The sequence below is a fragment of the Rhizobium sp. Pop5 genome (assembly GCF_024721175.1).
Classification (GTDB): Bacteria; Pseudomonadota; Alphaproteobacteria; order Rhizobiales; family Rhizobiaceae; genus Rhizobium.
The window spans coordinates 342,878-356,985 of the sequence record NZ_CP099400.1 but is presented as its reverse complement, the minus strand read 5'-3'; the positions used below and the strand labels follow the sequence as shown (position 1 = coordinate 356,985).

The following is a 14,108-nucleotide window of genomic DNA, read 5'->3' as shown; positions in this document are numbered from 1 at the left end:
TGGTATCGTCATTCGAAACCAATAGGTAGGCAATCGTGGATAAGCTGGCCGGCATGGCGATGTTCGTCAGGGTCATCGACAATGGCAGTTTCGCGGCGGCCGCGGAGATCGCGCAGGTGTCGCCGGCCATGGTTGCCAAGCACATCAAGACGATCGAGAGCCGGCTCGGGGCAAAACTGATCCATCGCACCACGCGACGCCATCAACTGACAGAGGTGGGCCAGCTCTATTACGAGCGCTGCAAGCGCGCACTTTCCGAAGTGGCGCTGGCCGAGGCTTCAGCAAACGAGCTGCGGTCAGCGCCCCGCGGCCGGCTTCGATTGGTGGCGCCGGTCAGCTTCGGCACGCAAGTTCTGGTGCCAGCGCTGATCGACTACCAGAACACCCATCCCGACGTCAGCATCGAGCTATCGCTCGACAACAACGTCCATGACCTCGTCGGCGAGGGTTTCGAGCTCGGTATTCACATCGGCCCGCTCTCGGACAGCAGCCTGGTCGCCCGCCCGCTCACACCCTATCGGCGGATTCTTGCCGCCTCGCCGGACTATCTTGCCCGCCATGGCCGACCGGCCTCGCCTGAGGCCCTGACCAATCATCTCTGCCTCGGCCACTCCTATTGGCGTCTGCGGGACCGCTGGCACCTGGTCGGGCCGGAGGGCGAAATGCGCGAGGTATCGATTTCCGGAAAATTCTCGACCAACCAGGGAGCGGCGCTGCGCATGGCAGCCCTCAGCGGCGCGGGAATCGTGCTTCAGCCGGAACTGCTGCTTGCCGCCGATATCGCCGAAGGACGGCTTGAACAGGTGCTGCCCGAATGGTCCTACCGGCCCGTTCCGATGTTCCTCATCTACCCGCCGAACCGGCGGCCGACCGCGATGCTGCGAACGGTGATCGACTACCTGATAGAACGGTTTGGTTGACGCCGCCAGGCACGTCGCATCGGATCGCCCTTACCGATGATCTGGCCTCGATCTCAGGCGACGGACCATCCACCGTCCACCAGCAGGTTCGTGCCGGTGATCAGGCTGGCAGCCGGCGATGCCAGGAAGACGACGGCGCCCACCACATCATCGGTTTCACCGATCCGGCCGAGGGGAATGTGATCGAGCGTCGCTTTGCGATTGGCGGCGTCGGATAGAAAGGGGGCTGTACCATCCGTGTGGATGAAAGTCGGCGATACGGTGTTTACGGTGACATTATAGGGCGCCCATTCGGCTGCAAGGCAGCGCGTCAGGTGATTGATTGCCGCCTTGCTCATGCAATAGATTGCCTCGCCGCGCAGGGCCACGGTGCCGGCCTGTGAGCTGATGCTGATGATCCGGCCGCCATTGCGCTTGATCATGTGACGCCCGACTGCCTGCGTCATCAAGAAGGTGCCCTTGATGTTGACATCCAGGATCTCATCAAGGTCCTTCTCCTCGACGAGTTCCGCGAGATTGCCTGGGGCCACGCCGACGTTGTTGACGAGGACGTCGATCCGGCCAAATGTCGTCAACGCTGTGTCGACGGCTTGTGCGATTTGGGCTTTATTGGGAATGTCCAGTTCAACAGCGAGGACTTTTCGTCCCGCGCCCTCGAGTTCGGCGATCAGATCCGCCGACGCTGCGATATTGCGGACTCCCAAGACAATATCGGAGCCTGCCGCAGCACAGGCAAGCGCGCAAGCTCGCCCGATGCCACGGCTCGCTCCTGTTACCAGAGTCACTTTGCCCTCAAGGCTGAAGTCCGGCGCATTCCTCTGCATCATGGTGCCTCCTTTATGAACCTCAATTAGACCTCGACAACTGTGCGACTGCCGGAGTGCGAGGCAGGGAAGCCTCTCGGGCAACCATAGCCCGGTGCAACTCCGAGCGGCTCGCCCGGACACGCGAGCCTTTCTCCAGACCTTCGATCACCGACGGGCCGGGGGCTTCATGGCTGCCCGCCGCTGCAGAGCGAAACGCGCCGCGGAGCAGTTGACGTCGGGAACGAGGTCGTAGGTCTGCTGGTAGAGGCTCAGCGCCAGCGTCTTGTTGCCGCGGTTTTCCGAGGTGAGTGCTGCGAGCGCCGTGCGCTTATAGGCCTCGACGATCGGCTCGGCGGCTTTTGCCAGCGCGGCGTCATCGGAAGGCTCCGTCGCCAGAGAAAGGGCGGCATAGGTCACGTCGCCGTCCCGCCCGACACGGCCGCCGACGGCACCGTTGAAGCTTTGCTCGGAAACCTGGCGCATGCGCCTTGCGTTCTTGATGCATGTCGGGATGCGGGCGGCTTCCGCATTGATGCGCTCCGCCGTCGGGCCGCTCTCAGCGCTCCCGCCGCCGGAGAGGATCACGTAACCGATGATGCCGACGATGGCGAGATAGACGACGCCCATGCCGGCGAGGAAGGCCGGCTGCTTGAAGAGAGGCTTTTTCGGCTTCTCGCCGCTTGTCTTGGACGCCTCCTTTTTCGGCACCTCCTTGGCAGGCGCCTTCTCGACGAATTGGAATTCGACATCCTTGCCGAGGCGAAAGCTGTCGCCAGCCTTCAGCGAAGCCGTCTGCAGCAGCGCCTCGCCGCGCAGCATGATCGGGTTCAGCCCCATGCGGCGGATGATGAAACCGCCGTCGCTCTGCTTTTCGATGCGCGCATGGATCGGCGCCAGAAAGGGATCGTCGACGACGATGTCGGCATTGGCCGCCCGCCCGATCGACATTTCGGGGCGGTCGAGCACGTGGCTGCGGCTCTGGCCGCCGGGACCGGTCTGCAGAAGGCTTGGTTTGTTTCCGCGAAAAAAGGAAAAGGCCATGGTCAGAACATCCCACTCGACATCATCTCGACAATTGCCGGCGCCAGCACCAGAAGCAGGATCGACACGACGATCATCATCGCCGGCATGACGATCTTGGCTTTCAGCTTTTCACTCGCCCTGTCCGCCTTTTCCCAGCGGCGGAAGCGCAGATCGCGCGCATGTTCGCGCAGCAACTCGACGCGGTTACTGCCTTCGACCTCGCCCTGGATGACAGCGCGGATGACGCGCACGACCTCCTCGGCGGTCATGCGCCGCTCCAGGCGCTGAAGCGCCTCGATCATGCCGGTGCCGAGCGCCACGTCCTTCAGCGTCTGTTCGATCTCCTCGCTCATGACGGTGCCGGGCGCGGCCTCGGCATAAAGCCTCAGGCTTTCCGGCAAGGTCGCCTGCGCCTGCTGCGTCATGACGACAAGATCGAGAAAGTAGGGAAATTCGCGGGAGATGCGCTCCTTGCGGTCCTGCATCTTGTCGTCGGCGACGACCCAAAAATAGATGGCGGGAATAAAGCCGAGGATCAGGCCCGCCGCGAGCCCGCCGAACGCGCTGCCGCTCGCAATGCCGAACAGCACGCCGAGCAGCACGAAGCCGAAGAGGCTGAGAACGACGAGAAGCGCGATATATTCCCGGCCCGTCACGCCACCGAAGGGCCGGCCGCCATAGATCAGCTTCTGCTCGAGCTGCGCGCCGAAATCGGCGAGAAGCGGCTCGAAATGCCGCAGCACGAATTCAACCGGCGTGCGCATCCCGATGCTGTCGACGACATTCGGCGGCGGCCCGTCGCCGCCTGCCGTGCGGCGAACGACCTGGATGCTGCCGAGGAGATCGCCGATCCACCAGACGAACAGCGCCGCGGTGATGCCGGCAAGGACGATGACGATGGGGCCAAGAGGGATCTCGGACATCATACCGACACCTTCATCATCGAGCGCATCCAGAAGAAGCCGGTGGCATAAAGGATGGCGCCAACGATCGCGATGACGATGCCGATGGCATTGCCGAACACCTTGTCGATCAGCTCCGGCTGGCCGAAGAAGATCATCAGGATCATGAAGAGCGCGCCGCCGTTGACGACTCGGAAATTCATACGCGCCTGAGACGACGAGGTCGTGATCTTCTGGTCGAGCTTCCATATTTCCTTGAAGGATTTCGACATTTCCGTCAGCGGCTCGGAAATGTCACCGCCCTGGCGGGCAAAGAGGCCAAGGGCCGCATCAACCATCTTGAAGTGCAGGCTCGGCACGTTGCGGCCGTGCCGGTCCAGCGCCTCGACCAGTCCGATGCCAAGCTTCTGTTCGCGGGCGATGCGCTCGAACTCGCGCGAGGCCGGCATCTGGCCGGTATCGGCCACCGCATTGACGGCGACGGCGAGCGGTTTACCTGTGCGCACCGCCGAGACGATCTGGTCGACCGCATAGGGGAGCTGGGATTCGATTTGCAGCCAGCGGCGCTGCAGGAAATAGCGGATCGTCGCCTTCGGCAGGAAGAACGCGACCGGGATTGCGACGACGATGCCGAAGATCGGGCCGAAGATCAGCCAAATGATCAGGAAGACGACGACCGCCGTGATGAGGTAGGCGAGGATCATCGTATAGGGCGGAACGGCGTCGCGCCCGAAGACCTGTGCCGCCTCGCTGGCGAGCGCGATATCCCGCTCGGTCGCCCGCAGCAGCGGCGCCGGCCAGCGCACCGGCGCTCCCCAGACGAGCAGCCCCGCCGTCGCCGCGCCGAGGACGACCGTAAAGATCTGCAGGATGCTGATATTCATGGCTTCCCCCTAAAAACAAAAGCTTAGAGCGGTTCTGCGCTTCAGCGAAAACCTGAGCCGCTCTAAACGAACATATCGAGTTTCTCGATCTCGCCGTCTTCGCCGAACTCCACGAGTTCGGCGACGAAGCTCGGCAGATAACCGGTAAAGGCATGCACCGCCTGTCCGCCGGCGCGGCCGACGAGATTGAAGATCGGCTCGACGATGACGAGGCCGGTATCCGGATCGATGCCGATCACCTCCGAGATTTCGGTGACGGCGCGCCGGCCGTTCTCCAGGCGGTTCAATTGCACGACGAGCTCGACGGCGGCGACGATCTGCTGGCGGATCGCCATGACGGGCAGTGAGCTCTGACCCTGCAGCACCATCACTTCCAGACGGGTCATCATATCCTGCGGCGTGTTCGCATGCGCCGTCGTCATCGAGCCGGCGTGGCCGGTGTTCATCGCCTGCAGCATGTCGATCGCCTCGGCACCGCGGCATTCGCCGACAATGATGCGGTCGGGGCGCATGCGCAGCGCATTGCGCACGAGGTCGCGGATGGTGACGCTTGTTTCCGACTCCGCCGTCTTCGGCCGCGATTGCAGATAGACGACATGGATGCCGTCGAGCTGCAGTTCGGATGTATCTTCGACGGCGACGACGCGCTCGCCGACGGGGATGAACTGCGAGAGGCTGTTCAGCAGCGTCGTCTTGCCGGAGCCGGTGCCGCCAGAAACGACGATGTTCTTGCGAGCCCGAACGGCAGCCTCCAGGAAGGCGCGCATCGGTTCGCTGAGCGCGCCTGCGGTGACCAACTTGCTGATGTCGAGCCGCGACTTGCCGCCGAATTTGCGGATGGTCAGGCAGGCGCCTCTCACCGCCAGCGGCGGAATGACGGCGTTGACGCGCGAGCCGTCAGGCATGCGGAAGTCGGCCATCGCCTCGCTCTCGTTGATCGAGCGGTTGGAATCGACGGCGATGCGCTCGATCACCTTCATCAACTGCCGCTCATTGGCGAAGGCGAAGGGATAGCGCTCCAGCAGGCCGAATTTTTCCACATAGATCTCGTCGTAGCGCGTCACCATGATTTCCGAGATGACATCGAGATCCATGAGTTCGGAAATCGTGCCCCAGCGGTACATCAGCTCCTCGATATTGGAGCGCAGGTGCGCATGGGCAATCTCGTACCGGTCGCCGGCGTTGAACAGGGCCTGCCTCGCCTGGAAGGCAGCGCTGAAACGCGAGTCGAGCTGGGCGAAATCGGAGCGGGTGGATTCGAAATTGAGCTTCAATTGCAGGGCCGAGATCAGCGCCTTGCCGACATCGAAGAGGCGGCGGTTCTCCTGCTCTTCGCGGATCAGCGCCGCCGCATTCGACGAGGCGTCGCGCCGCGTCGTGCGGGCGATGCGTTTTGCGAGCCAACGATAGACAGCGTTTCTGATGACGAGGATGACGAGGTCCTGCGGCGCGGCGTCGAGCGCTTCCTTGATGAACATGTCGAGGCGTTCGCGAATGCGGCTTCGCGTCTCCTCGCGACCGAAATCGGAGGATTTCACCAACCGGTCATATTGCGTATCCTTCAGCAGCCGCTCGTGGATTTCCATCTGCAGGGCGAGCACGCGTTCCTGATCGGGAAACTGCGTGACGGCCTCGGGAGCGGCGGTCGGCTCGACCAGTTCGATCGTGACGTTCGGCACCCAGATCGACATGCCGGCCGATACCGCGACCGGCGTGCCGGCGCGAAGCGGCTGGTCGTCGACGCGCGTCGGGTTGCGGCCGTGATGCTGCACCGACCATCCCTGGCCGGACTTGCGCAGCACGAATTGCGGCGAGGAGACATGGCTGCCGCGCAGTCGCACGACGCCGGCGCCGGCGGGAAGCGAAAGCGTACTGCTTTCGCCGACGAAATAGGTCTCGTTCGAAGAAAGCGGGATTACCTCCCGCCCGCTGCCGTCCTCATAGGAAATCTTCAACAGCATGGCTCACTCCCTCGGCGATCGTCACATGCGCGTCCAGTTGATGCTCGGCAGATCCTGAACCGTATTGTCGGCGGGATTGCGCAGCACGAGGTTGAGGCTGCCGTTCGACTGGCCCATGGCGAAAATCAGCATTTCGGCTTCCGCCGGCGTCACTTCGACGGTCACGTTGTTGTAGGTGCTATTGGCCTTGGTAACGGCACCCTCGGCCGTCGTTGCCGCGCCGACGGCCAGCACTTTGACGTTCTGCAGGAAGGTGCGGGTGACGACGCGCGTGCGCGAACTGATACCGAGCTTATAATCCTGCGCCTGTTTGCGGTAAGCGTTGACGTCATTCTCATCGGCCCCGGGATATTGGGTCAGATAGTTCTTCAGCATCTGCTCGACCGGCGACTGCGGCTGGGCCGGAGCCTGCGGCTGCCCGGCTGCAACGGGCGCTTGTCCGGGAGCGGCGGGAGGCTGGCCGGGAGCTCCAGGCTGGGTCGCGGCGACAGGCGCCACGGGCTCGACCGGCTCATCGACCGTGCCGAGGATATCGACATAGCTGCCCGGCTCGACGAAGTGGCCGACCGCCGCGGCCGCATTGACGGGAAGGGTCAACGCACGCTTGCCGGGCGCGATCATGGTCGTCAGGCGTCCGCCGTCGGTATCGTCGAAATATTGAAAGAGCAGCACCGAGCCTGCGGGAATGTCGGCCGCCGCCGTCCGGTCCTTCAGCCATTCCTGATAGGCGCTCGCCGCAGGCACGGCGAGCTTGGCCAAGGCCCCGAAGCTTTCCGGCAGCATGACCGGTTCGGCGAGCATGTCGGGCGTGATCGCCTGTCCTCTCGTCACCTTCCGGTCGGGCTGGAGGCGCATGAAGGCATAGGCCACCTGCTCGTTCTTGACGCTCTCGGTCCAGAAGTAAAGCAGAACGCCCGTGATGAGCCCGACGATGACTGCCGCGATGAGCTTCCAGTTCATGGTGTAGTTCCTTCGACGAAGGGTTGCCTGATTTGAACGACCTCGACGGTCCTGCCGTCGCTCTTGCTTCTGGTGTAGAGAACATTGGCCTCGACGCTGCCGCGCCGACCATAAAGGGCGGTGACGCCGCCGCGCTGCGCCGGTGGGGTCTCGATGGTGAAGCCGTCGCGGGTGAGAAGATCGGCCCGCGTATCCGACCAGCGCGCCGCAGACAGCGTGCCCTTCGACACAACCGTGCGCGACATGTGGCCCTCGTCATGGTCGCCGATATCGCTCAGCACCTCTACGCCGGCCGGCGGGCGCAGCGACATCGGCAGTTTACTGACATCGGCGGGAGCCGCGAATGCCGGCAATGTCGCAGCGACGTCGTCAAAGCGGGTCATCAGCACCTCGGTCGTCGGCGCATCGGTGGCCCGGCGGATCATGATCGACACGCCGGGAATGGGCGCCCGTGCCGACGGGTTCGCAGGGTCCTGCCGTCTGAGATAGTCAAGCGCGGCCTCACCATCGCCATCGAAGAAACGCACGACCACGGCGAGATCGTCGCGGATGCGGCTCGTCTTCGGAACAATCAGCATGTTGGCGGCGATGACGGCGGTCAGTTCTTCCTTGTCGTTGCTCCTCGGCATGGCGGGCCGGGTATTGGCAGCCAGCACCCGCAGCCATTCGTCGGTAATGTCGGAAATGCTGCGATCGCTCTGATAGGGCGTGAACTGCAACGGCTGGCCGTTGATGATGAGGTCGCGCGGCGAGCGTTCGGGTGCGCCGAGAATGCCTGCCAACATTGAATTCAGCGTCGCCTTGAAATCCTTGTAGACCTCGGCATGGCCGGGTTTGGCCATGATCGCGGCCGCGCACCCGACAACCAAAATCAAGCCGACGAGATGGCCGATGAGGCGAAGAGAGATGCGCGCACCTTTTCCCATCTTATTTCGCTCCCGGAAAGACGCCGTCGAAGAGATCGCCGGAATCGCTGGCCACGTCGCGGATCTCCCGGCGGAGCGTCGGATCGTAGCCTCGGCGGGTGGTGTCGTTGTTGTGGGAGGCAAAGAGCGTCGAGTCGTTCACCGTGAATGCATCCTTCCAGCGGATGCTCCGGATGGTATCGAGATCGTCGGAATCCCTGAACTTGTAGACGCGGTCGGCCGTTGCGGTGACCAACTGCGGCTTCTCGTTGGCGAGGTCGCCGACCATGTCGCCGAAGTCGCGGCCATTGCTCTTGAGAGTGTTCTGCACATCGTCCCAGACAAAGGTGCGCTGCGGATCGCCATCGCCTTCATGCGACGGCGTGCGCGAGCAGTTCATGGCGTCGCCCCCCGGCAGGGCTGGCAAGGCCGGGATCGGAAAGACGTTCGAGAAGTCGGAGGTGCAGTTGAGCCCATTGGCTTCGGCAAAGGCGGCGTTGCGCATGGCGAGCATGGTTGCGACCTTCTTGGTGGAAATCCGGTTCGCGTGAATGACGAAAATCACGATCAGCAGGATAACAGGCGCGGCGAGCACGAATTCGATCGAGGCAAGACCGCGTCTGTCGCGGTGCAGCCGCATCAACAGCCCGCCAGCCGGAGCGCGGCCTGCATGTTCAGTGTGTGTTGACGGCAGCCCAGGCATTGGCCCCTCCCTGGTCGAAGACGCGCGTCAGGCCGGTGAAACTATCGGCGGCCGGGCTTTGCTTGATGGTGTTGGAAACCGCGCCGATATCGTCGGCAAGGGTCGCGGGCGCAAGCGATGCGAGCCAATCCTGCGTGTAGAGATCGAAGGCCGTGTAGTTATGGACCCAGCTCTGGGCCAGCGCATAGGCGGACGGCGTCTTGTCCTTGAACAGGCGGACCTGGAGCCTGGCGCGAGGCGCACGCGAAACGATCGCCAGCGTCTGGTAATCGGTGAGTTGATCGCCACCGAAGGGCGTGAAGTTGAAGGGGATGCGCCCTTTCAGCCAGTAGGGCTTCGGGAAAGAGACGACGGGCAGGCTCGCACCGGCCACGGAGATCGCACCGCCCGCCGGGCCGCAGACCTGGTTCCAGATCATGTCGAACTTGCGAGTGAAGTCGTTTTTGTTCTTCGTCTGCGAGTCGGAATAGCGTGGCGGCACGTCGATTGGCAGCTGGAAGGGGTTGGTGATGCCGAAGCCGACGCCGAAGACCTTGTCCGCGATCCAGAAGCTGGCATCGAGCGCCAGCTCCTGCCACCAACTCAGATCGCCGGCATACTGCTCGACGATCGCCTTGAATGGAACCTTGCTCAGATAGGCCGGGCCGAAGGCTTCATAGAAGATGTAGAATTCCACCAGCTGATTGTCGATGCCGCTCTCGTGATTGACCCAGTCGCGGATATGGCTGCCGTCGACGCCGCCCGCCGTCAGCGGACCTTTGCCGTTGGGGAAGCCGCGATTGGCGAACTCGCCGCGCATGAGGAGCGGGTCCTGCCCCTGGGTGCCATAGGTCATGGCGAGGCACATTTCGGTATAGGCAGCGGCTGGATTGACGCCATCCCGGTCCACCGGCAGGTTGCCGCCGGCACCTTCTCCAGCCTGGCCGCAGGATTCGCACGGCGGATGGAAAATGACGTGGTCCGATTTATTGAGACGCACCAGATGCAGGGCCTCGTTGCCGACGCGCTCGGGGAAGCTTTCCACGAGGTAATCGTTCAGGTCGTTCATCGCATCGATGATGTCACTGGACTTGTTGATGAGCCCCCAGGGATCGTATTTGATTTGCGCCGCCACGGTATATGCGATCGCTTTGGTGGCTTCAGTCGCGCGGAACCCCTGAAACGCCAGGCAAGCGCCATAGATGATGCCGCCGACGATCGGGACCTTTTGCCAGCCGGGGCAATAGGGCATCGGCGGAAGCGGCGGCAGCAGAGATGCCGGCCCGAAGCCTTCCGTGAAGGAATATTCGGCGAGTTTCGCCAGAATGACACCCGAGCGCAGGGCCAGTTCCGCCGTCGTGAGCTGGTAGGCGACCGAGGTTGCCATGACCACGGTGGCCTGGGACGAGGCGACGTTGTTCATCGCCATGATGTTGAGATAGCGTGCTTCCCAGTCGGCATGGACGAGAGCGGCGGCGTCGGCAGTGTCCTGCGTGCGCTGCTTGTCATAGATCATCTGTCCGGTGTTCAGGATCCAGACGATCATCAGCGCGAGCGCGATCGTCATGTAGAGGATGATCGGCGAAAGAAAGCCGCGCTGGTCGCGATGCAGGCGCTTGATGAAGGTCGGGGTCATAGCAGGTTCACCTCCGCCGTCGAAATCGTGTAGTAGCGTCCGTCCTTCCTCTGGCCGCGGGCAAAGACCCAGCCGGCATATTCGAGCAGCAGGAAACGCGCTTCCACCTTGGCGGTGACGGGCACGTGCGGCGTGCGGTTGATGGCGGCGTAGAGCGCCATCGGCGCGCGATCGACGGTGACGGTGACGTTCTGTGGGTCGAACATGTAGCGGGCCTGGTTGCGCATCGCGCGCCAGTTCTTCGAGAGCCCCGAGGCATCGGCAAGCGCCTTCAGCGCCTCTTCCGGCGGCTGGCAGGCGCCGACGCATTTCAGCTGGTCGTAGGGTGCGGCCGGGATCAGCGCCAGGCGGGCGGCAAGATCGGCCTTGCCGGCGGCTGCATCGTCATCGCAAGTCTTGGCGTCGATGAGGCTCCGGATGGTGATCGGCAGGGCCGGGCAAAAATAGACGCGGGCGCTGCGCGCCGCCGCATAGGCGGCATAATGGGTGAAGAGATGGTTTTTCGCCAGGATCGTGAACTGGAAGACCACGAACATGAAGAAGACGAAGACCGGTGTGACGAGCACGAAATCCATCATCGTGGTGCTGCCCGAGCTATCGCCGTGCAGTTCCGATATCCGGCGTCGGCGGGCAGAAAGCCGCGGCAGCAGCAGCATCGAGGCGAAGAGAATGAGGGCGATGGTAAAGGTACCGAGAAGAGCGCCATGATCCTGCGGGATCCAGAAGGTCCGCGAGTGCAGGATTGAACTCCAGAAGGCACCGTCGAAAGTGGGGCGTTCGAGTTCGGGGCGCATTGCCGTTACCTCACGAGGGCAAGAGGGGTGAAATCCGGTATGAATAGGCACCACAGAAGTCCGAGAGCGGCGGCAACGCCGAAGCGGACGGTATGGTGAGTTTCGCGTGGTTTCAGCACCGAAGCGGCGTCGCGGAAACCTGCAGGCAGGAGCAGGGCGAACAGTCCGACCGTGCGTGCCAGCACGCTCCACTGAACCCGCCGCGCCATCGAGAAGACGGCGATCATGCCGCCGACCATCAGCGATGCAAGGGTGACGTCGATGGCGGGCCAGAGGCCGAGAATGGCGCCGAGCGCCGCCATCAGCTTGACATCACCGCCGCCGCAGCCTCCGGCTGCGAAGGCGATGATGAAGATTAGGCCTGAAGCAAGCAGGCCGGCGAAAGCCAGGCCGATCCCCGCCAAACCGCCGCTGATGGCTGCCAGCATGAAGCCGGTAAGCAAGCAGGGATAGGTCACGGCGTTCGGGATGTGACCATGGCGGTGATCAAGCACCGCCGCGGTCGTGGCGCAGGCGACGGCAAGAGCCGCCGCCGCAGGCATCTGGGTCAGATCGTAGGTCGTATCCATGACACGGATCCGCTTATTGGCCCGGCTCAGGAATTCTCTCGGCGTCCGAGAGAGCCGTGTTCTTTTCGTTGAACCATTCGCCGATCTGTTTGCCGAATGCGAGCAGGAGCAGCATCAGCGGAATGACGATCAGCGCGACGGCCAGGACGATCTGGGCCATGTCGCCGCGCTCGTCCTTGTGAAGTGCAATTGCGAGAGTCTTGAGTTTTTCAAACATCTGCGTATTCCTCGTTCCTAGGTTTGTTTCGGATCGAAGACCTTGGTGAAGATGAAGCAAGAATACGATATCGTTTCGAACCGGCACGTTGCTCGTTTCAACGATATTTTCTGCTTCGGTTTATCTTCCCCGGCGGCCAACGCTTGTTGAGCAACACCATTAAGACCCAAGAGTGCGCCCAAGGCCAGCCCTCCGTCAAGCAAACGAAACGAAGGGTTCCAATTGCTTTGGAGGCGTCGCCCGTTGAGCCGGAATCGATCAGGGCAATTTCCGGACAACATTATGAAATCGCTGAATTTTTACCTTGAAGATGCGCTGCGCCACGAGCTGGTCCGGAATTGTCTACTGCCCCATAATTGGCCAATCCTTTCAAAGCGATAGAATATCCGGATCGACGCAGCCATATCGCTCGCCCGTGCGGGCCGCACCCATAGCGTTGCTTGGCGATCTGGATTAAGCTTATCCGACACATTGGGCATGACCCTTCAGTCGTTCCGGAGAAAGAGCCATGGAAACGATGAGCAGCGTCTTGATACTTGCATTGGTCCTCATTCCACTGATGATGTTCTTCCCGACGGCGGTTCAGATGATGGTAACGCTGTTCGGCATGAGCACTGTTCTTGTCGGGATGCCGCTCTGATGAAGGCCGTTTCCGACGATGCCGCCGAACAGGCGACCTTCCAGGTCCTGACCCGGGCGCTGGACAAACTCTTGGGACCGATCCGTTTCCTTCTCGAGGACCCGAGCGTTTCCGAAATCCTGATCAACGGAACCTCCGACATCTTCGTCGAAAGGCGGGGAAAGCTCGAACGCGCCGATACGCGTTTTGCCAGCCGCGAGGATCTGGAATCGGCTGCGCGCAGCATTGCGCAGTTCTCAGGCAAGCGGCTGACGCCGGAGGAGCCGAGCGTGGAAGCCCGTCTGCCGGATGGCTCGCGCGTGCAGATGATCCAGCCGCCGGCCGCCCGCACCGGGCTCTGCATCTCCATCCGCCGCTTTCTGAAAGAGCATCGCAGCATTCGCGATCTCGTCACTCAGGGCAGCCTGACCGAGGAGTCGCTGTCGCTGCTGCAGGCGGCCGTCGGGCTGCAGAAGAACGTCATCATCTCCGGCGGCACCGGCACCGGCAAGACGACGATGCTGAACGCGCTATCGGAAGCCTTCGCCGATCACGAGCGCATCATCGTCATCGAAGACACCTCGGAACTGCAGATCCGTAAGGAGCACGTGGTCTATCTCGAAGTGACCAAACCCGACCGCTTCGGCCGCGGCGGCGCCAGCATCCGCGACCTGTTCCGATCGTCGCTGCGTATGCGGCCAGACCGCATCATCGTCGGCGAGTGCCGCGGCGGCGAGGCGCTCGACATGATCCAGGCGATGACCTCGGGCCATAGCGGCAGCCTCTCGACGGTGCACGCGAACACGCCTTACGACGCTCTGCACCGGCTGGAGACCTTAGCGCTGATGTCTGATATCGACATGCCGCTCCGGCCGCTGCGCGCCCAGATCGCGTCGGCCGTCGACGTCGTCGTGCAGATCGCCCGCTTCAAGCGCACTGGCAGACGCCGGGTGATCGAGATTTCCGAGATCAAGGGCCTGAACGACGACGGCCAGTATATCGTCGAGAGCATCTACAAGCTGGAAGGCGACGGCCATTCCAATTCCGATGGGGCTCTGCTCTGGACTGGTGTCGTGCCGAGCTTCGCCACCGATGCCATCGAAGAGCTGCAAGGCGCCGAGCGCTCGGAGTGGATGAAGGCCGAAGCCGCCGCGCGGGCAACGGCTTGAAACCTGTTGGCGGACGCGGCCTGGGAACTGTCTGCCCGGCATGGTTCGAGGGAAGGCAAGC

15 protein-coding genes are annotated in these 14,108 nt (G+C 62.7%); 3 read left to right on the top strand and 12 right to left on the bottom strand.

Translation table 11 applies throughout. The features are described 5' to 3' along the window. The first annotated feature begins 35 nt into the window (after positions 1-35). Entirely contained in the window at positions 36-920 is an 885-nt protein-coding gene (locus NE852_RS25525) for a LysR family transcriptional regulator (RefSeq protein ID WP_258156772.1), read from the top strand. Positions 921-973: 53 nt separating this feature from the next. On the opposite strand, the gene NE852_RS25520 is transcribed toward NE852_RS25525, so the two are convergent. From NE852_RS25520 to NE852_RS25465, 12 genes are all read right to left on the bottom strand, one after another. Further along, positions 974-1,744: an SDR family NAD(P)-dependent oxidoreductase gene (locus NE852_RS25520; RefSeq protein ID WP_037176094.1), complete on the bottom strand. Its 771-nt coding sequence runs from the start codon at positions 1,742-1,744 to the stop codon at positions 974-976. 147 nt (positions 1,745-1,891) lie between these two features. Continuing rightward, a complete protein-coding gene (locus tag NE852_RS25515; RefSeq protein WP_258156771.1) occupies positions 1,892-2,767 on the bottom strand; it encodes an FHA domain-containing protein in 876 nt (291 codons plus the stop codon). A 2-nt stretch (positions 2,768-2,769) separates the two neighbouring features. Then, positions 2,770-3,675 carry a type II secretion system F family protein gene (locus NE852_RS25510; protein ID WP_008531440.1) on the bottom strand — a complete coding sequence of 302 codons (906 nt, stop codon included), beginning with the start codon at positions 3,673-3,675 and terminating at the stop codon, positions 2,770-2,772. Then, a complete protein-coding gene (locus tag NE852_RS25505; RefSeq protein WP_258156770.1) occupies positions 3,672-4,535 on the bottom strand; it encodes a type II secretion system F family protein in 864 nt (287 codons plus the stop codon). The genes NE852_RS25510 and NE852_RS25505 overlap by 4 nt, the downstream gene beginning before the upstream one ends. A gap of 62 nt (positions 4,536-4,597) precedes the next feature. After that, the gene (locus tag NE852_RS25500) at positions 4,598-6,496 is read right to left on the bottom strand and encodes an ATPase, T2SS/T4P/T4SS family (RefSeq protein WP_008531434.1); all 1,899 of its coding nucleotides are present in this window, start codon (positions 6,494-6,496) and stop codon (positions 4,598-4,600) included. 21 nt (positions 6,497-6,517) lie between these two features. Further along, positions 6,518-7,456 carry a Flp pilus assembly protein CpaB gene (locus NE852_RS25495; RefSeq protein ID WP_008531433.1) on the bottom strand — a complete coding sequence of 313 codons (939 nt, stop codon included), beginning with the start codon at positions 7,454-7,456 and terminating at the stop codon, positions 6,518-6,520. Beyond that, the gene (locus tag NE852_RS25490) at positions 7,453-8,382 is read right to left on the bottom strand and encodes a hypothetical protein (RefSeq protein WP_008531432.1); all 930 of its coding nucleotides are present in this window, start codon (positions 8,380-8,382) and stop codon (positions 7,453-7,455) included. The genes NE852_RS25495 and NE852_RS25490 overlap by 4 nt, the downstream gene beginning before the upstream one ends. Position 8,383: 1 nt before the next feature. Then, the gene (locus NE852_RS25485; protein ID WP_037173301.1) at positions 8,384-9,064 is read right to left on the bottom strand and encodes a TadE/TadG family type IV pilus assembly protein; all 681 of its coding nucleotides are present in this window, start codon (positions 9,062-9,064) and stop codon (positions 8,384-8,386) included. Beyond that, positions 9,036-10,679: a TadE/TadG family type IV pilus assembly protein gene (locus tag NE852_RS25480; protein ID WP_008531430.1), complete on the bottom strand. Its 1,644-nt coding sequence runs from the start codon at positions 10,677-10,679 to the stop codon at positions 9,036-9,038. Before NE852_RS25480 ends, NE852_RS25485 begins: the two co-directional genes overlap by 29 nt. Beyond that, positions 10,676-11,473 carry a TadE/TadG family type IV pilus assembly protein gene (locus NE852_RS25475; RefSeq protein WP_008531429.1) on the bottom strand — a complete coding sequence of 266 codons (798 nt, stop codon included), beginning with the start codon at positions 11,471-11,473 and terminating at the stop codon, positions 10,676-10,678. The genes NE852_RS25480 and NE852_RS25475 overlap by 4 nt, the downstream gene beginning before the upstream one ends. A gap of 5 nt (positions 11,474-11,478) precedes the next feature. After that, a complete protein-coding gene (locus NE852_RS25470) occupies positions 11,479-12,042 on the bottom strand; it encodes a prepilin peptidase (protein WP_008531428.1) in 564 nt (187 codons plus the stop codon). Between the two features lie 13 nt (positions 12,043-12,055). After that, the gene (locus tag NE852_RS25465) at positions 12,056-12,259 is read right to left on the bottom strand and encodes a hypothetical protein (RefSeq protein WP_008531426.1); all 204 of its coding nucleotides are present in this window, start codon (positions 12,257-12,259) and stop codon (positions 12,056-12,058) included. Positions 12,260-12,767: 508 nt separating this feature from the next. Between NE852_RS25465 and NE852_RS25460 the strand changes: the two genes are divergently transcribed. Further along, entirely contained in the window at positions 12,768-12,899 is a 132-nt protein-coding gene (locus NE852_RS25460; RefSeq protein ID WP_008531424.1) for a hypothetical protein, read from the top strand. Beyond that, positions 12,899-14,047 carry a CpaF family protein gene (locus NE852_RS25455; RefSeq protein ID WP_008531423.1) on the top strand — a complete coding sequence of 383 codons (1,149 nt, stop codon included), beginning with the start codon at positions 12,899-12,901 and terminating at the stop codon, positions 14,045-14,047. The genes NE852_RS25460 and NE852_RS25455 overlap by 1 nt, the downstream gene beginning before the upstream one ends. Positions 14,048-14,108: the final 61 nt, after the last annotated feature.